Origin of the sequence: Streptomyces sp. TG1A-8 (assembly GCF_030499535.1) — a bacterium.
Taxonomy (GTDB): Bacteria; Actinomycetota; Actinomycetes; order Streptomycetales; family Streptomycetaceae; genus Streptomyces.
In genome coordinates, this window is record NZ_JASTLB010000001.1 from 3,485,931 (window position 1) to 3,503,178 (window position 17,248).

Sequence of the window (17,248 nt, forward strand, 5' to 3'; positions counted from 1 at the left end):
CCCAGTCCGAAATCGGGGCCGGGGCGCTACCGCCGCACCCGGTGCCCGCAACCGCCTTTCGTCGAGAGCGGCCGTCGCGGTGAGGAGAGGTCCATGAAGGCCCTGGTGTTGTCGGGCGGCAAGGGAACCCGCCTGCGTCCTTTCAGCTACTCGATGCCCAAGCAGCTGATCCCCGTAGCCAACAAGCCGGTGCTGGAACACATCCTGGACAACCTGCGAGCGGTGGGCGTCGAGGAGACCGGCATCATCGTCGGCGACTGGGCGCCGGAGATCATGGGGCTGCTCGGCGACGGCAGCCGGTACGGCATGCGCATCACCTACATCCCGCAGGCCGAGCCCCGCGGGCTGGCGCACTGCGTCGCCATCGCCCGGGACTTCCTCGGCGACGACGACTTCGTCATGTACCTCGGCGACAACATGCTGCCCCAGGGCATCGGGGAGATCGCCGACGACTTCCGCGCGCACCGTCCCGCCGCCCAGGTCGTCGTCCACAAGGTGGCCGACCCGCGCGCCTTCGGGGTGGCCGAGGTCGACGCGTGCGGCCGGGTGACCCACGTGGTGGAGAAGCCCGAGCGGCCGGTCAGCGACCTGGCGCTCATCGGGGTCTACTTCTTCACGCCCGCCGTGCACGAGGCGGTGGCCGCGCTGCGGCCCAGCCCCCGCGGCGAGCTGGAGATCACTGACGCCATCGGCCTGCTCGTGGCGCGGGGCGAGGAGGTCAAGGCGTCCGAGTACGGCGGCTACTGGCGCGACACCGGCCGTGTGGAGGACGTGCTGGAGTGCAACCGGGAGCTGCTGGACACGCTCACCTCCCGCACCGCCGGCGAGGTGGACGCGGCCAGCGAACTGGTGGGGCAGGTCGTCGTGGAGGCGGGCGCCCGGGTGGTGCGCTCCCGCATCCACGGCCCGGCCGTCGTCGGCACCGGCACGGTGATCGAGGACAGCTGGGTCGGCCCGCACACCGCCATCGGCCGCGACTGCGTGCTCAGCGACGCCCGGCTCGACTACTCCATCGCCCTGGACGGGGCCACCGTGCGGCACGTGCACGGCATCCACGGCTCCCTCATCGGCCGGGCCGCCGTGGTCCGGTGCGACGACACCGGGCCCGGCCGCCACCGCCTGGTGGTCGGCGACCACACGACGGTCGAGGTGGCCGCGTGAGGCCCCCGGCCGACGGGCGGCCCGTGCGGATCGGGGTGCTCGGCGGCGCCGGGATCGCGCGGCGGCGGATGCTGCCCGCGTTCGCCTCCGCGGCGGGCGTGGAGGTCGCCGCGGTCGCCAGCCGCGAGCGGGCGCGGGCCGCCGAACTGACCGGCCTGTTCGGCGGTGATCCCGTCGAGGGGTACGCCGGTGTGCTCGAACGCGACGACGTCGACGCGGTGTACGTGCCGCTGCCCGCCGCGCTGCACGCCGAGTGGACGCACCGGGCGCTCCTGGCCGGCAAGCACGTGCTGGCCGAGAAGCCGCTGACCGGTGACGCCGCGCGCACCCGGGCCCTGCTGGCGCTGGCCCGGGCCCGTGGCCTGGTGCTGCGGGAGAACGTGATGTTCGTCCATCACGCCCAGCACGCCACCGTGCGCCGCCTGGTCGCCGAGGGCGCCGTCGGACGGCCCCGGGCCTTCCACGCCGCCTTCACCATCCCCGAACTGCCGCCGGACGACATCCGCTTCGACGCCGCCCTCGGGGGCGGGGCGCTGCTGGACGTCGGCCTGTACCCGGTGCGCGCGGCCCTGCACTTCCTCGGCCCGGGGCTGGAGGTCGCCGGGGCGGTGCTCGACCGTCCGCCGGGCCGCGAGGTGGAGACGTCCGGGGCGGTGCTGCTGCGCGGCCCCGACGGCGTCACCGCCCAGCTCACCTTCGGCATCGGCCTCGGCTACCGGTCCTCGTACGAGATCTGCGGCACCCGGGGGCGCATCGGCGTCGACCGCGCCTTCACCCCGCCGGCCGACCACCGCCCGGTGCTCGCGCTGGAGCGGGCCGGACGGGTGGAGCGGATCACCCTGGACGCCGACGACCAGGTGGCCAACACCGTGCGGGACTTCGTCCACGCGGTGCGCACGGGCGAGGGGCCGGCGGGCCCGGACCACCGCGCGACGCTGCGCCAGGCCCGGCTGCTGGACGCGATACGCCGCCGGGGGACCGCGCCGGCGTGAGCGGGCGCGCCGTGCGGACCGGGGCGTACCGGTTTTCGAGTCCGTATCGAGGCGCCCCGCCGACCATGACGAACAGTTGAGGACAGAACGAGTGCCAGGGGAGGGGATGGAAGCAGTGACTTCCAGAGCGAGCAGGACAGCTCCGGCGCGACCGGACACGAACAGGGCGGGCAGGTCGTGAACCGCCGCGTGGCCATCACGGGGCTCGGTGTCGTCGCGCCCGGCGGAATCGGCGTCAAGGCCTACTGGGAGATGCTCACCGCCGGCCGCACGGCCACCCGCACCATCACCCACTTCGACGCCTCGCCCTTCCGGTCCCGGGTCGCCGCCGAGTGCGACTTCGACCCCGAGGCGGCGGGCCTGACCCCGCAGGAGATCCGGCGCCTGGACCGGGCCGCGCAGTTCGCCGTGGTCAGCGCCCGCGAGGCACTCGCCGACAGCGGCATCGAGGCGGACACCTACGACCCCACCCGGATCGGCGCCACCCTCGGCAACGCGGTCGGCTGCACCACCAGCCTGGAGCGCGAGTACGTGGTGGTCAGCGACGGCGGCCGGAAGTGGAACGTCGACCACGAGTACGCGGTCCCGGACCTCTACCGGCACTTCGTCCCCAGCTCCATGGTCGCCGAGGTGGCCTGGACGGCCGGCGCCGAGGGCCCGGCCGCGATGGTCTCCACCGGCTGCACCTCCGGGCTCGACGCGCTGGGACACGCCGCCGAACTGATCCGGGAGGGCTCCGCGGACATGGTGGTCACCGGGGCCACCGAGGCACCCATCTCCCCCATCACCTCCGCGTGCTTCGACGCCATCCACGCCACCACCCCGCGCAACGACGACCCCGAGCACGCCTCCCGCCCCTTCGACCGCACCCGCAACGGCCTGGTCCTGGGCGAGGGCGCGGCCACCTTGATCCTGGAGGACCTGGAGCACGCGCGGCGCCGCGGCGCCCACGTCTACGCCGAGGTCGCCGGGTTCGCCTCGCGCTGCAACGCCCACCACATGACCGGGCTCAAGCCGGACGGCCGCGAGATGGCCGAGGCCATCGACCGGGCGCTGGCGCAGGCCCGGATCGACCCCTCGGCCGTGGACTACGTCAACGCCCACGGCTCCAGCACCAAGATGAACGACCGGCACGAGACCGCGGCGTTCAAGCGCAGCCTGGGGCACCACGCGTACGACACCCCGGTCAGCTCCATCAAGTCGATGATCGGCCACTCGCTGGGCGCGATCGGCGGCCTGGAGGCCGCCGCGTGCGCCCTCGCCATCGAGCACGGGGTGCTGCCCCCGACGGCGAACCTGACGGAACCCGACCCCGAGTGCGACCTCGACTACATCCCGCTGCACGCACGCGAGCGGCGCACCGACGTCGTCCTCAGCGTGGGCAGCGGCTTCGGCGGCTTCCAGACCGCCCTGGTGCTGGCCCGACCCGAAAGGAGCGGCCGGTGACGGCGCGTGCGGTGGTGACCGGCCTGGGGGTCGTCGCACCCAACGGCCTGGGCACCGAGGAGTACTGGTCGGCGACGGTGGCGGGCCGCAGCGGCCTGGGCCCGGTGACCCGCTTCGACGCCGGGCAGTACCCGAGCAGGGTCGCCGGTGAGGTACCGGGCTTCGTCCCCGAGGAGCACGTCCCCAGCCGGCTGATGCCGCAGACCGACCACATGACCAGGCTCGCGCTGGCGGCGGCCGACTGGGCCGTGGAGGACGCCGCCGTCGACCCGGCCGCGCTCGACGAGTACGGCATGGGCGTGGTCACCGCGGCCTCCGGCGGCGGGGTCGAGTACGGGCAGCGGGAGCTGCAGCAGCTGTGGAGCCGCGGCAAGGAGTACGTCAGCGCGTACCAGTCCTTCGCCTGGTTCTACGCGGTCAACACCGGCCAGATCTCGATCCGGCACAAGATGCGCGGGCCGAGCGGCGTCCTCGTCACCGAACAGGCCGGCGGCCTGGACACGCTCGGGCACGCCCGCCGGCACGTGCGGCACGGCATCCCGCTGGTGGTGTCCGGCGGCGTGGACGGCGCCCTGTGCCCGTGGGGCTGGGTGGCGCAGATCGCCACCGGACGGCTGAGCACGGCCGACGACCCCGGCCGCGCCTATCTGCCCTTCACCGCCGAGGCGGGCGGGTACGTGCCGGGCGAGGGCGGCGCGATCCTGCTGGTGGAGGACGCCGGGGCCGCCCGGGCCCGGGGGGCGGAGCGGATCTACGGAGAGATCGCCGGGTACGCCGCCACCTTCGACCCGCGTCCGGGGTCGGGCCGCCCGCCGGGGCTGCGCCGGGCCGTCGAGGACGCCCTGGCCGACGCCCGGGTGAACGCCTGCGAGGTGGACGTGGTCTTCGCCGACGCGGCCGGCGTGCCGGAGCTGGACCGCATCGAGGCGGAGGCGCTGACCGCGGTCTTCGGCCCCTACGGCGTGCCGGTCACGGCGCCCAAGACCATGACCGGCCGCCTCTTCGGCGGCGGTGCCGCGCTGGACGTGGCGGCGGCGCTGCTGGCCCTGCGCGACGGGGTCGTCCCGCCGACCGCGAACGTCACCGCGCCCGCGGACGGCCTCGCGCTCGACCTGGTCACCGGCTCCGCCCGTGAGACGCCCCTGCGCACGGCCCTCGTCCTGGCCCGCGGACACGGCGGGTTCAACGCGGCCATGGTCGTGCGCCGGGCCTGACCGGTCCGGCGGCCCGCCCGGCACGGGCCGGGGATCCCGCCACGCAACGCCTGCCCATCACGCGACGGCGGCGCACCGCCGGCCGTCCCGGTCACCCGAGAGGAACAACCACCCATGTCCGGTAACACCCTGATCGACCTGGCCGAACTGACGCGTCTGCTGCGCGAGTGCGCCGGCGAGGAGGAGGGGGTCGACCTGGACGGCGACGTCCTCGACACCGTCTTCATGGAGCTCGGCTACGACTCCCTCGCCCTGCTCCAGGTCGTCGGCTGCATCCAGCGCGACCACGGCATCGAACTCGACGAGGACGCCGTCGCCGAGGCCGAGACCCCGCGCGCGCTGCTCGACGTCATCAACGCCGCGGCACGGGCCGGGACGCTCGTCGCCTGAGCCACCCCGGTACGGCCGTCCCCGTCGGCCGTACCACCGCGGCCGCCCCGCTCCCCGGCGGGGCGGCCGCGGTCCGCTCCGCGCCCGGACCGCCCGGCGGACCACGGCCCGCGGAGCACGGGAGCACGGACCACGGCCCGCGGGGCGGCGCCCACGGCCTCCCCCGCGGCGCGCGGCCCCCGGCACCGCCGCGGCCGCACCCCGACCGCCCGACAGCCCGACCCCAGGAGACGGACCATGAGCCCAGCCGACACGCGTTCGCGTCCGGCGCACGACAGCCGGCCGGCCGACGAGGCGGACGGCCCCGACCGGATCGCCCTGCTGCTGCCCGGCCAGGGCGCCCAGCGGCCGGGCATGGCCCACGGGCTGTACGGCACGGAGCCGGCGTTCACCGAGGCGGTCGACGAGGTCTTCGCGCTGCTCGGCGCGGAGGGCGACCGCATCCGGGACGACTGGGCGGCCGACGCACCCGCCGTGCCGCTCGACCACGTCTCCCGCGCCCAGCCGCTGCTGTTCGCCGTCGACTACGCGCTCGGCCGGATGCTGTGCGAGTGGGGCCTGCGGCCGGCCGCGCTGCTGGGGCACAGCGCCGGGGAGACGGCCGCGGCCGTGCTGGCCGGCGTCCTGGACCTCGCCGACGCCGTGCGGCTGCTCGCCGAGCGGGCGCAGTTGCTCGCCGAGGCGCCGCCCGGCGGCATGGTCGCCGTCGCCGCGACCCCCGAGCAGGTCGCGCACCGGCTCACCGACCAGGTCGTCGTCGGCGCCGTCAACTCCCGCACGCAGCTGCTGCTGGCCGGCCCCGAGCCCGAACTGAGCGCCGTCGCCGACGCGTTGCGGGCCGACGGGCTGACCTGCGCGCGGGCCAGGGCGACCACCGGCTTCCACAGTCCCTCGGTGGCGCCGGCCTGCGCCGCGCAGATCCCGTCCTTCGAGGCGGTGACCCTGCGCCCGCCGCGCATCCCGATCGTCTCCGGCTACACCGCCCGGCCGCTGACCGACGCCGAGGCGACCGACCCGGTGTTCTGGGCCATGCAGCCCGCCGAACCGGTGCTGTTCGCGCCCGCGCTCGACCGGCTGCTCGCCGACGGGCCGTACCACCTGGTGGAGACCGGGCAGAGCCTGTCCGCGCTGGCCCGCCGCCACCCGGGCGTCACCCGCGGCGGCAGCCGGGTCACCGCGCTGCTGGACGCGCGCCCGCGCGGGCCCGAACACGACCGCGCCGTCCTGCGCGCCGCCGCGCGGCGCCTCGCCCCGCCACGGGGTCCACGCGGGATCGATCCCGCTTCGAGGTGAGGACACGAGGCTCGACCCGCGGTGCCGAGGAGCACCGCCCGGCACGCCGAGCAAGGCCGAGGAAGGCCGAGGAAGGAGAGACCATGAGGATCCTGGTCACGGGAGGGGCGGGCTTCATCGGCTCGCACTACGTGCGCTCCCTGCTGGCCGGCGCGTACCAAGGCTTCGAGGGCGCCCACGTCACCGTGGTCGACAGCCTCACCTACGCCGGCAACCTCGACAACCTGCCCGCGGCCCACCCCCGCCTGGAGTTCGTCAAGGGCGACATCTGCGACCTGCCGCTGCTGGAGGAGGTGCTGCCCGGCCACGACGCGGTCGTGCACTTCGCCGCCGAGTCCCACGTCGACCGCTCGCTCGCGGGCGCCGCCGACTTCGTGCGCACCAACGTCGGCGGCACGCAGAGCGTCCTGGAGGGCTGCCTGCGCTCCGGTGTCGAACGGGTCGTGCACGTCTCCACCGACGAGGTCTACGGCTCGATCGACGAGGGCTCCTGGACGGAGGAGTCGCCGCTGCTGCCCAACTCCCCGTACGCCGCGTCCAAGGCGGGCAGCGACCTGATCGCCCGCTCCTACTGGCGCACCCACGGCCTGGACCTGTCGATCACCCGCTGCTCCAACAACTACGGCCCCCGCCAGCACGTGGAGAAGCTGATCCCGCTGTTCACCACCAACCTCCTCGACGGCCTGCCCGTCCCGCTGTACGGCGACGGCGGCAACGTCCGCGAGTGGCTGCACGTGGACGACCACTGCCGGGCCGTGCAGCTGGTGCTGACCAAGGGCACCCCGGGCGGGATCTACAACATCGGCGGCGGCCACCACGCCACCAACCGGGAGATCACCGAGCGCCTCCTCGACCTGTGCGGGCGGGACCGGAGCCTGGTGCGCCGGGTCCCCGACCGCAAGGGCCACGACCTCAGGTACTCCCTCGACGACAGCAGGATCCGCGAGGAGCTCGGCTACGAGCCGCGCGTGCCGTTCGAGCAGGGGCTCGCCGACCTCGTCGCCTGGTACCGCGACAACCGCGACTGGTGGCACCACCTGAAGACCGCGTCCTGACCGCCCCCGACCTCACGCGAGACGACCAAGGAGTCGACATGCGGGTCCTGTTGACCACCGCGCCCCTGCACGGGCACTTCTTCCCGACGGTGCCGCTGGCCTGGGCGCTGCGCGCCGCGGGCCACCAGGTGCTGGTCGCCGCCCCCGAGGGCTTCACCGACACGGTCGCCGGGGCCGGACTGCCCGCCGCCGCGTCCGCGCCCCGCGTCGGCTTCGAGGACTTCATGCTGCGCGACCGCGACGGTCGGCCGCTGCGACCCCCGAAGGACCCGGCCGAGCGCCGGAGCAGCAGCGCCCGCGCCTGGGGCCGGCTCGCCGCCCGCACCCTGGAGGGCACCCTGCGGCTCGTCGGGGACTGGCGGCCGGACCTGGTGCTGAGCGAACCCCTGGAGTACGCGGGCCGGCTCGCGGCCGCCGCGCACGGCACGCCGTGGGCGGAGGCCGGCGTCGCCCTGTCCGACTTCGCCGACTCCCGCGGCCCCGCCGCCGAGGAACTCGCTCCGGAACTGGCCGGCCTGGGCCGCACCCGCCTGCCCGACCCGGCGCTCGTCCTCGACGTGCGCCCGCCGTCCCTGCGCGCCGGGCAGCCGGCCCGGGGCGCGGCCATGCGCTACGTCCCGCACAACGGCGCCGACGTCCGCCCCGCCTGGCTGGCGCTGCCCCGGAGGAGACCGCGGATCTGCCTGACCCTCGGCAGCATGCTCCCCCGGCACGGCCGGCTCGACTTCCCCGGCCGGCTGCTCGCGCTCGCCGGCGCGCTGGCCGGGGCGGGCACCGAGGTCGTCATCGCCGTCGACGACGACATCGCCCGCGGCTGGGAACGGCTGCCCGAGGGCGTCGTCGCCGCCGGCCGCTTCCCGCTGGACCGGGCGCTGACCGGGTGCGACCTGCTGGTGAGCCACGGCGGGGCCGGATCGGCGCTCGCCGCGCTGGTCCACGGCGTCCCGCAGGTGTGCCTGCCGCAGACGGCCGACCAGTTCGAGAACGCCGAGCGGGTCGCGGCGGCCGGAGCGGGCGCCGCCCTGCCCCCGGACGCCTCGCCCGAGGCGGTGCGCGACGGCGCGCGGACCGTGCTGGACGGCGCCGCGTTCCGCGAGCGCGCCCGCGCGGTCGCCGCGGAGATCGCGCGGCAGCCCTCGCCCGTCGAGGTGGTCCCCCTGCTGGAAGGGCTCGCGGCCCGTCCGGCGCGGCCCGCCGCCGCACCCGCCGGTGCGGGTGTCTGAGGAGGGCGGGCGGATGCGCATCGTGGGCCACGGCTTCCTGGCCCGGCACCTGGCACCCCTGCGGGAGGCGTACGACGGTGTCGTCCTGCTGGCCGCCGGGGTCTCCTGGGCGTCCGGCACCTCCGAGGCCGAGTTCGCCCGGGAGGCGGACCTGGTGCGCCGGGAACTGCGCGCGTGCCGCGCCGACGGCAGCCGACTGGTGTTCTTCTCGACCGCCTCCACCGGCATGTACGGCGCCGAGGGCTGCCACGGCCGGGAGGACGAGCCGGTCGTGCCGTGCACGCCCTACGGGTGGCACAAGCGGGGCCTGGAGGAGGAGATCCGCGCCTTCGGCGCCGACCACCTCATCCTGCGCATGGGGCACGTCATGGGCCCCGGCCAGCCGCCGCACCAGCTCCTGCCCTCGCTGATCCGGCAGGTGCGCGCCGGGGAGGTGACGATCCACCGCGACGCCGCCCGGGACCTGATCGACATCGACGACGTCGTCGCACTCGTCGACCGGCTGCTCGCCCTGGGGGCCAGCCGCGACGTCGTCAACATCGCCTCCGGCGTGCCCGTGCCGATCGAGGCGGTCGTGGAGCGGATCGAGCGGCGTCTGGGCACCACCGCGGCCCGCCGCTACGTCGACGGCCACCGCGGCAACCACCGGGTGAGCATCGCGCGGCTGCGCGGCCTGGTGGGGCCCGAGTACACGCCCTTCGACGCGCACTACCACCGGCGTGTGCTCGACAAGTACGTCCCCGTCCCCGAACCGTCCCTCTCGGCCTGAGGAGCCTGTGGTGCGTGTCCTGTTCGTCACGGCGGTCCTACCGTCGCACTACTTCGTCATGGCGCCCTTCGCGTGGGCACTGCGGGCCGCGGGACACGAGGTGTGCGTCGCGGCCCAGCCGGAACTCGTGGAGACCGTGACCCGGTCGGGGCTCCCGGTGGTCCCCGTGGGCGGCGAGGTCGACTTCGCCGCCCGCTACCGCCGCCGGGCCGCCGCCCGTCCCGCCGCCCCCGACGCCCGCCCGGGCGACCCCAAGGCGCTGTTCTGCACGGTCGCCGACGGCATGGCCGACGACCTGGTGGACTTCGCCCGGCAGTGGCGGCCCGACGCCGTGGTGTGGGAGCCGACGACGCTGGCCGGCCCGCTCGCGGCGGCGGCGTGCGGCGCGGTCTCGCTGCGCTACCTGTGGGGGCCCGACATCGTGGGCCGCGGCATCGGCCGCGACAACCTCCCGCCGCAGTTCGCCGAGCTGTTCGCGCGCTTCGGGATCGACCTGGACGACATGGCGGAGTGGTGGAACATCGACGCCTGCCCCGACGACGTCCAGGTCACCGGCAACACCCGCCGGGTGCCGGTGCGGTACGTGCCCTACAGCAACTCCCAGCACGTGCCGGACTGGTTCCTGCGCCGGTCCGGCCGGCCCCGGGTGTGCGTCACGCTCGGCATCACCATGACGGAGGTGGCCGGCGGGCGGTCCTTCTTCGCCCCGCGGGTCCTCGACGCCCTGGCCGGCCTGGACGTCGAGCTGGTGACCGCCGTGGTGCCCGCCCAGCGGCCGCTGCTGACCGGGGTGCCGGAGGGCGTGCGGGTCGCCGAGGACGGCGCCCTGCACATGCTGCTGCCCTCCTGCGACCTGGTGATCCACCACGGCGGCGTGGGGTCCATGCTGACCGCCGCGCTGAACGGCCTGCCGCAGCTGACGATCACTCAGATGCCGGACCAGAGCTTCTACTCCGCGCACCTGGCCCGTACGGGTGCGAGCGTGCACCTCACCGGTGACGAGGCCGACCCCGGGACGCTGCGCGCCGTGGTGCGCCGGCTGCTGGAGGACCCCTCCTACCGCGAGGCGGCCGACGGCATCCGCCGGGCCATGCTCTCCCGGCCGACCCCGCAGCAGATCGTCCCCGAGGTGGAGCGGCTGGTCGCCGCCGAGCAGAGCCGCGCCCCCGCCCTCGCCTCCCGTACCGCGCCGCAAGGAGCCGCACGATGACGGACCCCTCCCCCTCCCTCCCCGCGCACCCGGCCGCAGCGGCCCCGGACGGTCCCGGAACGGTCCCGGAACGGCCCGGGGACGGGCTCGGCTTCGGCCTGTTCTTCTTCGCGGCCGTCGGGGACGCCGCCACGGAGGCCTACCGGCTGCTGCTGGCGAGCGCCGCACGCGCCGACGAGCTCGGCTTCGACTTCGTCTCCACGCCCGAGCGCCACTTCCACCGCTTCGGCGGCGCCTTCCCCAACCCGGCCGTCACCTCGGCGGCGCTGGCCGCGGTGACCCGGCGCGTGCAGTTGCGGGCCGGCAGCGTGGTGACCCCGCTGCACCACCCGGCGCGCGTCGTGGAGGACTTCGCGGTCGTGGACGGCATCTCCGGCGGGCGGGCCGCGATCTGCGTGGGCTCCGGCTGGAACGTCAACGACTTCGTGCTCGCCCCCGACGCCTACGAGACCCGGCGCGAACGTGTCGTCGCCGACATCGCCGCGATCCGCCGGGCCTGGGCCTCGGGCCGCTGGACGGGGCCGACCCCGCGGGGCGAGGAGGCCGAACTGGAGCTCTTCCCCCGCCCGGTCCAGCGCGAACTGCCCATCTGGACCACGGCGTCCCGCAGCGAGGAGACCTTCCGCGAGGCGGGCCGGCTCGGTACCAACGTCCTCACCCACCTGGAGAACCAGGACCTCGACGCGCTCGCCGACAAGATCGGCGTCTACCGCGACGCCCGCGCCCGGGCGGGCTTCGACCCGGGCCGGGTCACCGTCATGATGCACACCTACGTCGCCGGCACCGACGAGCGGGCACGGGAGGTGGCGGTGCCGTGGCTGAAGCGGTACCTGCTCACGGCGATCGACCTGGAGGCCCGGGCGGTGGGTGCCGGCGGCTCGATGAGCGGCGGGCGCCGGGGCCGCGACTTCATGACCCGGCAGGAGGCGCGCGACCGCCTCGCCGAGCTCGGCGTCAACCGCTACCTCGACGGCACCTCGCTAATCGGTTCCGTCGACCACTGCGCCGCCGTCGCGGCGCGGGTGCGGGAGGCGGGCGCGGACGAGATCGCCTGCCTGGTGGACTTCGTCGGCGATGCGGACGCGGTCCTCGAAGGCCTGGAACACCTGAACACGGTCCGGGAGCGGAGCGGCGCGAAGGTGCGCGCCGGGGTGTGACGGCCCCGGCGTGCCGGCCCGGCCGGACGGTGCCCCGCGGTGGTCCCCCGCCGCGGGGCACCGCCGTGTGCCGGGGCGGACGCGGGCCGGGACGGCCGTGCGCCGGGACGGCCGTGCGCCGGGACGGCCGTGCGCCGGGACGAGCAGGCGGCGGGACGGCCCCGGGCCGGAGCACGCCTCGGGCCGGAGCACGCCTCGGCCGGGAGGGCCATGGGCCGGGGACGGGCGCGGGCCGGGGACGGGCGCGGGCCGGGGGCGGCCGGGGCGAGGACGGCACCGGTGCGGGGCGCGGACGCCCCGGCGCGCAGACGCCGGAGGGCGCCCCCGGGCGGGGGCGCCCTCCGGGCCGCCGGTCGTGTCAGGCGGTCCGGCGACGGCGGCGGCGACGGCGCAGCAGGAGGCCCGCGCCGAGGGCGGCGCCGGTCAGGGTGGGCAGGCCGTGGATGTCGCGGAAGGCCGTGTCCACCACCGCCCCGGCCAGGACCGCGGCCCCCCAGATCCGCACGCGGTTGAGCAGCGGCCGGGGCCAGCCCCGCTCGCCGGCGTCGAGGAAGAGCCAGGCCACCAGGCCGCCGGCGAGCCCGAGCACGGCGATGGAGTTGCCGGCGCCGTGCGGCTGCCAGAGGTAGCCGACGAGTTCGCCGACGGCCGCGGGCGCCAGGTACAGCGCCAGCATGCCGCGGGTGCCGAAGATCCGCTCGACGGGCGCGCCGAGGGCCGCGACGGCGGGCACGGTCACGAGCGCCTGCCAGCCGGGCGACTGCACGAGCAACGGGGACAGCACGCGCCACCACTCGCCCGAGGCCAGCGCGTCCGGGTCCCGCCGCAGCGCCTCCAGCACCTCGGGGAAGGGGAACTGGGCCGCGGTCACCGCCCCGGTGACCAGCAGCACGGACGCCGTCGCCGGCGGCAGCCGCCACCAGCGGGTCCCGGACCCGGAGGCCGGGAGCGGTCCGTGCTCGTCGTGCCGTACGCCGGTCACCATGTGTCCTCCTGTCTGCGCCGTCGCCTTCGCGTCGTCCCGGCCGCCGGCCCGGACGTTCGCCCGGCGGCTGCTCCATGCATCCACACCCTGCTCAAGTCCCGCTGGAGGCTACCCCGTTCGGGGACGCGATCAGGCGGTGGGCCGCGGGCGGGAGGCGACCAGGATGCGCAGGGGCAGTCCCGGACGGGCGTGCAGTTCGGTCTCGGTCAGGCCGGCCCCGGCCAGCATCCCGCGGTGCGCGGCCGTCGAGTGCATCTCACCGCCCCGCGTCCAGGAGAGCATCAGCAGGCCCAGCAGGTGGGCGTGCGGCTCCTCGGCCGGCGGCTGGTCGCCGGTGGTGAACCCCATGACGACGAGCCTGCCGTCCGGCGCGAGCGCACCGGCGAGCCTGCGCACCAGGGCCGCGGCCCGGTCGGGCGGGAAGTGGAAGAGCACGTTGCCGACCACGATCAGGTCGTAGGACCGGGTCAGCGGCACCTCGAAGGCGTCGCCCGGCAGCATCTCCACCCGGTCGCGCACGCCCAGTCGCTCGGCGTGCCGGCCGGCCACCTCCAGCACGGTCGGCCAGTCCTGCGAGTGGACCCGGGCCTGCGGCAGGCGCTGGGCGAGCACGTAGCCGGACAGCCCGTGACCGCAGCCGACGTCGAGCACGTCGAGGTCCTCGCGCGGGCGGGCCCAGGAGTCGAGCACGTCGGCGAGCAGTCCGGCCGCCCGCAGCGTGCCGAAGGTGGTGTGGGTGGCGAAGTCCGACCAGTAGGGGAAGTCGGGCGCGAGGGCGTCGACACCCGGCACCGGGGTGCCCTCGCGCACGGTCCGCGCCAGCTGTCCCAGCGCCTCCCACTCGCCCTGGCTGGACGCCACCGCGGTGATGCCGCCGCAGTACTGCGGGCTGCTGCTGACCAGCAGGTCCTCCGCGCCGGCGGCCAGTTCGTACCAGTCGTCGCGGCCCTGGAGCAGGCCCAGCGCGGCCAGGGCCCCGAGCAGCAGCCGGGTGCCGCGCGGGTCGGTGCCCAGCCGGGCCGCCACCTCCGCCGCGTCGGCGGGCCCCTTCGCCAGCGCGTCGAAGACGCCCAGCTCGACCCCGGCGCGGAGCACGGCGGTCGCCTTGAACCCGGCCATCATCTCGAACAGCTTCTGCGGCGTCAGCCGCGCGGCTGCGCTGTCGGCCTCGGTCACGCTCGCTCCTTCCACGGGCCGCCCGGGGGCGGCCGCCGGCAGTATCCGGCCGCCATGGTGGGCCGGCCCGCTGCAGCACCGCTCCACTCCCGCTCGAACCGGGCGGGCGGGCCCGTCCGGTCTCCACCCCGCTTCGAGGGCGCCGCGCGAGGCTGGTCCGCCGATCCGGTCCCGCGAGGAGGGCGCCCATGCGTGTGCTGTTCACCGTCTCGGCCTGGAAGGGCCACTGGTATCCCCTGGTGCCGCTCGGCTGGGCGCTGCAGGCCTCGGGACACGAGGTGCGGGTGGCGTGCGCCCCGTCGCAGTGCGAGGACCTCGCCCGGGCGGGGCTGACCCCCGTGCCGGTGCTGGGCGAGGTCGACATGGTCTTCCTGGCCAGGCTGCAGAACGTGTGGGACGCGCAGGCGGGCCGGTGGCCGTACGCCGGGCTGCCGCCGCACCCGGTCACCGGCGCGCCCATGGCGTCCCTGGCCGAGTTCCCCTTCGGCGAGTTCGCCCGAGAGAGCGGCACCCGGCTCGCCGGGCCCACCCGCCTGGGCTTCGACGCGGCCGTCGACCTGGCCCGGCGCTGGCGTCCCGACCTGGTGGTGCACGAGCTGCTGAGCATGGAGGGCCTGCTCGCCGCGCGGGTCCTCGGCGTCCCCGCGGTGCTGCACCTGTGGGGGCCGGTCGGCACGCACGAGGACGAACCGGGGCTGCACCTGCGCCCGGAGGACCCCACCGGGGCGTTCGCCCGGCACGGCGCCGGTGAACTCGGCCCGGACCTCGTGGAGTACGTCGTCGACCCGTGCCCCGGGGCGCTGCGCCCGCGCACCTCGGCACGGCGGCTGCCGGTGCGCTACGTCCCGTACAACGGCCCGGGTGCCGCGGCGCCCCTCGCGCCGGCCGCCGCCGGGCGGCCCCGGGTCTGCGTGGTGTGGGGGAACTCGGTCACCCGGATGGTGGGACCGCAGGCCGCCGTCCTGCCCGCGGTGGTGGAGGCCGTCGCCGGGCTGGACGTGGAGGTGGTGCTCACCGCCAACGCCGCCGACGCGGCCGCGCTCGGTCCGCTGCCGCCGTCCGTGCGGGTGCTGGAGGACCACCCGCTGCACCAGTTGCTGCCCGGCTGTGCCGCGGTGGTCCACCACGGAGGCGCGGGCACGCTGATGACGGCGCTGGCCGCGGGCGTGCCGCAGCTGGCGCTGCCGTGCGCGATGGACCAGTTCGTCAACGCCCGGCGGCTGGCCGCGTCCGGCGCCGGCCTCGCCGTGCCCGCCCACCGGGCCGCGGTGGCCGGGGTGCGCGAGGCGGTGGCGGCGCTGCTGGAGCGCCCCGGCCACCGCGAGGCCGCCGGGGCGCTGCGCCGGGAGGTCCTCGCCCTGCCGTCGCCGCTGCGGCTGGTGGCGGACCTGGAGGAGCTGGCCGCGCGCTGACGGACGTGCGGCGGGGTGCGCGCACGGGGCCCGCCCCCCTTTGCGGGGGGCGGGCCCCGCCGCCGGTCCGGCCGGTCAGACCCGGATCTCGTCCCGCCGGTACATCCACGCGGCCAGCGCGGCGAACAGCACCAGGTAGCCGCCGAGCACGGCCACGTCGGCCGGGTGCGGCCAGTGCCCGAGCTGGGCGCTGTGCCCCAGCTCCGCCAGGTGGTACGTCGGGGTCAGCTCGGCCACGACGCGCAGCCACGACGGGAAGATCTCCACCGGCCAGAACAGGCCGCCCACCATGGAGAAGCCCATGTTCACCACCATCAGCCCGATGGTGATCGAGGTGGTGGAGAACATGTAGCCCAGCATGACGCTCAGCGCGCAGAAGACGAGGCTGCCGAGCCACACGGCGGCGCCCGAGGCCAGCCAGAGCGCGGCGGGCATGCGGACGTCGTTGAAGAGCGCGCCGAAGACGAAGATGGTCAGGGTCGCGGCGAGGCTGACCACCGCGGCGGTGAGGACCTTCGCCGTGATGTAGAGGCCGCTGGACATCGAGGTGAGCCGCAGCTGGCGGGTCCAGCCCACCTCGCGCTCGGCGGCGATGCGCGGGCCGCCGGTGTTCAGGGACGCGCCGATCGCGCTGAACACCGCCATGGACACCAGCAGGTACTTGGCCACCGAGGTGCCGCCGAGGGTGTGGCCCTGCCCGCGCGCGGAGGACAGGTAGATGATGATCGGCATCCCGACGGTGAACAGGACGAAGCGCCAGTCGCGCAGGGCGCGCTTGATCTCCAGCTCCAGCATGACGGTCATCGGACCGGCTCCTTCTCGCGCGGCGGGGCGTGCTCCCCGGTCAGGCTCAGATAGGCCTGTTCCAGGCCCATCCCGGTGATCTCCAGGTCCCGGAAGGACGTCCCCTCCAGCACCAGGGCCCGGACGGTGGCGTCGGAGTCCGCGCTGCGCAGCACGACCGAGTCGCCGTGCACGTGCGCGTCCAGCACGCCCGGCAGCGACTCCAGGGCCGCGGGCCCGGCGCCGGGCGCCGTGAACGCGATCCGGCGCAGCCCGGCCCGCGCCTTCATCTCGGCCGGGGTGGAGTCGGCGAGCAGCCGGCCCTCGTGCATCACCAGGATCCGGTCGGCGGCGCTGTCCGCCTCCTCCATGTAGTGGGTGGCGAACAGCAGGGTGCGCCCGGCCCGGGTCTGGGCCCGCATGGTCTGCCAGAACCGGTTGCGGGCGGCCACGTCCATGCCGGCGGTGGGCTCGTCCAGCACGATCAGTTCGGGGTCCTCGACGATGGCGAGGGCGAACCGCAGGCGCTGCCGCTGGCCGCCCGAGAGCTTGTCCACGCGGTGCCGGGCGATGTCCTCGATGTCGGCCTGCCGCATGATCTCGTCGACGGGCAGGGGGTGCCTGGCCAGCTTGTGCGCCAGCCGGACCACGTCGCGGACCCTCACCTCGGGCATCATGCCGCCGGTCTGCAGCATGGCGCCGACCCGGCCGGAGCGGATGGCGTCGGCGGGGCGCTGCCCGAACAGCCGCACCTCGCCGGCGTCGGGGCGCACCAGACCGAGCAGCATGTCCAGGGTGGTCGACTTGCCGGCGCCGTTGGGGCCCAGCAGGCCGATCGTCCGGCCCGGTTCGACCGTGAAGGAGAGCCCGCGGACGGCGTGGACGTCGCCGTACCGCTTCGACACGTCCGTGAGGCTGATCGCGGGCGCCGGCGGGCTCCCGTTGGCGGTTGGCATGGGGATCGCTGTTCCTTTCGTCGGTG

General features: G+C 75.8%; 16 protein-coding genes. 12 read left to right on the plus strand and 4 right to left on the minus strand.

Annotated elements, in window-relative coordinates; translation table 11 throughout:
• The first annotated feature begins 93 nt into the window (after positions 1-93).
• The 11 genes from QQY24_RS15060 to QQY24_RS15110 all read left to right on the plus strand — a co-directional run bounded on the left by QQY24_RS15060 (position 94) and on the right by QQY24_RS15110 (position 11,910).
• Positions 94-1,161, plus strand: a complete 1,068-nt coding sequence (locus QQY24_RS15060) for a glucose-1-phosphate thymidylyltransferase (RefSeq protein ID WP_301973199.1) — start codon at positions 94-96, stop codon at positions 1,159-1,161.
• Positions 1,158-2,153, plus strand: a complete 996-nt coding sequence (locus tag QQY24_RS15065) for a Gfo/Idh/MocA family protein (protein WP_301973200.1) — start codon at positions 1,158-1,160, stop codon at positions 2,151-2,153. Before QQY24_RS15060 ends, QQY24_RS15065 begins: the two co-directional genes overlap by 4 nt.
• Positions 2,154-2,330: 177 nt before the next feature.
• On the plus strand, positions 2,331-3,599 hold the full coding sequence (locus QQY24_RS15070; protein ID WP_301973201.1) for a beta-ketoacyl synthase: 1,269 nt from the start codon (positions 2,331-2,333) through the stop codon (positions 3,597-3,599).
• Positions 3,596-4,813, plus strand: coding sequence for a ketosynthase chain-length factor (locus tag QQY24_RS15075; protein ID WP_301973202.1), 1,218 nt, complete (start codon positions 3,596-3,598; stop codon positions 4,811-4,813). Before QQY24_RS15070 ends, QQY24_RS15075 begins: the two co-directional genes overlap by 4 nt.
• 114 nt (positions 4,814-4,927) lie before the next feature.
• A complete protein-coding gene (locus QQY24_RS15080; RefSeq protein WP_301973203.1) occupies positions 4,928-5,203 on the plus strand; it encodes an acyl carrier protein in 276 nt (91 codons plus the stop codon).
• 237 nt (positions 5,204-5,440) lie between these two features.
• Complete coding sequence (locus tag QQY24_RS15085; protein WP_301973204.1) at positions 5,441-6,496, plus strand: acyltransferase domain-containing protein; 1,056 nt, start codon at positions 5,441-5,443, stop codon at positions 6,494-6,496.
• A gap of 83 nt (positions 6,497-6,579) precedes the next feature.
• Positions 6,580-7,551 carry a dTDP-glucose 4,6-dehydratase gene (gene rfbB, locus QQY24_RS15090; protein WP_301973205.1) on the plus strand — a complete coding sequence of 324 codons (972 nt, stop codon included), beginning with the start codon at positions 6,580-6,582 and terminating at the stop codon, positions 7,549-7,551.
• Between the two features lie 38 nt (positions 7,552-7,589).
• On the plus strand, positions 7,590-8,774 hold the full coding sequence (locus QQY24_RS15095) for a nucleotide disphospho-sugar-binding domain-containing protein (RefSeq protein ID WP_301973206.1): 1,185 nt from the start codon (positions 7,590-7,592) through the stop codon (positions 8,772-8,774).
• Between the two features lie 13 nt (positions 8,775-8,787).
• On the plus strand, positions 8,788-9,543 hold the full coding sequence (locus QQY24_RS15100; protein ID WP_301973207.1) for an NAD(P)-dependent oxidoreductase: 756 nt from the start codon (positions 8,788-8,790) through the stop codon (positions 9,541-9,543).
• Between the two features lie 10 nt (positions 9,544-9,553).
• A complete protein-coding gene (locus QQY24_RS15105; RefSeq protein WP_301973208.1) occupies positions 9,554-10,753 on the plus strand; it encodes a nucleotide disphospho-sugar-binding domain-containing protein in 1,200 nt (399 codons plus the stop codon).
• Positions 10,750-11,910, plus strand: coding sequence for a MupA/Atu3671 family FMN-dependent luciferase-like monooxygenase (locus QQY24_RS15110; RefSeq protein WP_301973209.1), 1,161 nt, complete (start codon positions 10,750-10,752; stop codon positions 11,908-11,910). The genes QQY24_RS15105 and QQY24_RS15110 overlap by 4 nt, the downstream gene beginning before the upstream one ends.
• A 358-nt stretch (positions 11,911-12,268) precedes the next feature.
• Here QQY24_RS15110 and QQY24_RS15115 read toward each other — a convergent pair whose 3' ends face one another.
• Positions 12,269-12,895: a rhomboid family intramembrane serine protease gene (locus QQY24_RS15115; protein ID WP_301973210.1), complete on the minus strand. Its 627-nt coding sequence runs from the start codon at positions 12,893-12,895 to the stop codon at positions 12,269-12,271.
• A 129-nt stretch (positions 12,896-13,024) separates the two neighbouring features.
• A complete protein-coding gene (locus QQY24_RS15120) occupies positions 13,025-14,071 on the minus strand; it encodes a class I SAM-dependent methyltransferase (RefSeq protein ID WP_301973211.1) in 1,047 nt (348 codons plus the stop codon).
• A gap of 188 nt (positions 14,072-14,259) precedes the next feature.
• On the opposite strand from QQY24_RS15120, the gene QQY24_RS15125 reads away from it, so the two are divergent.
• Positions 14,260-15,483, plus strand: a complete 1,224-nt coding sequence (locus QQY24_RS15125; RefSeq protein ID WP_301973212.1) for a nucleotide disphospho-sugar-binding domain-containing protein — start codon at positions 14,260-14,262, stop codon at positions 15,481-15,483.
• Positions 15,484-15,558: 75 nt separating this feature from the next.
• Here the strand turns inward: QQY24_RS15125 and QQY24_RS15130 are convergent, their stop codons facing one another.
• Together QQY24_RS15130 and QQY24_RS15135 are read right to left on the minus strand one after the other, a co-directional pair.
• A complete protein-coding gene (locus QQY24_RS15130) occupies positions 15,559-16,287 on the minus strand; it encodes an ABC transporter permease (protein WP_301973213.1) in 729 nt (242 codons plus the stop codon).
• A complete protein-coding gene (locus QQY24_RS15135; protein ID WP_301973214.1) occupies positions 16,284-17,222 on the minus strand; it encodes an ABC transporter ATP-binding protein in 939 nt (312 codons plus the stop codon). Before QQY24_RS15135 ends, QQY24_RS15130 begins: the two co-directional genes overlap by 4 nt.
• Between the last annotated feature and the right edge of the window lie 26 nt (positions 17,223-17,248).

Excerpts from the sequence above, each read along its gene's own strand:
- QQY24_RS15060 (WP_301973199.1), top strand. The coding sequence starts at position 94 with ATGAAGGCCCTGGTGTTGTCGGGCGGCAAGGGAACCCGCCTGCGTCCT.
- QQY24_RS15080 (WP_301973203.1), top strand. The coding sequence starts at position 4,928 with ATGTCCGGTAACACCCTGATCGACCTGGCCGAACTGACGCGTCTGCTG.
- QQY24_RS15085 (WP_301973204.1), top strand. The coding sequence starts at position 5,441 with ATGAGCCCAGCCGACACGCGTTCGCGTCCGGCGCACGACAGCCGGCCG.
- rfbB (WP_301973205.1), top strand. The coding sequence starts at position 6,580 with ATGAGGATCCTGGTCACGGGAGGGGCGGGCTTCATCGGCTCGCACTAC.
- QQY24_RS15095 (WP_301973206.1), top strand. The coding sequence starts at position 7,590 with ATGCGGGTCCTGTTGACCACCGCGCCCCTGCACGGGCACTTCTTCCCG.
- QQY24_RS15100 (WP_301973207.1), top strand. The coding sequence starts at position 8,788 with ATGCGCATCGTGGGCCACGGCTTCCTGGCCCGGCACCTGGCACCCCTG.
- QQY24_RS15110 (WP_301973209.1), top strand. The coding sequence starts at position 10,750 with ATGACGGACCCCTCCCCCTCCCTCCCCGCGCACCCGGCCGCAGCGGCC.
- QQY24_RS15115 (WP_301973210.1), bottom strand. The coding sequence starts at position 12,895 with ATGGTGACCGGCGTACGGCACGACGAGCACGGACCGCTCCCGGCCTCC.
- QQY24_RS15125 (WP_301973212.1), top strand. The coding sequence starts at position 14,260 with ATGCGTGTGCTGTTCACCGTCTCGGCCTGGAAGGGCCACTGGTATCCC.
- QQY24_RS15130 (WP_301973213.1), bottom strand. The coding sequence starts at position 16,287 with ATGACCGTCATGCTGGAGCTGGAGATCAAGCGCGCCCTGCGCGACTGG.
- QQY24_RS15135 (WP_301973214.1), bottom strand. The coding sequence starts at position 17,222 with ATGCCAACCGCCAACGGGAGCCCGCCGGCGCCCGCGATCAGCCTCACG.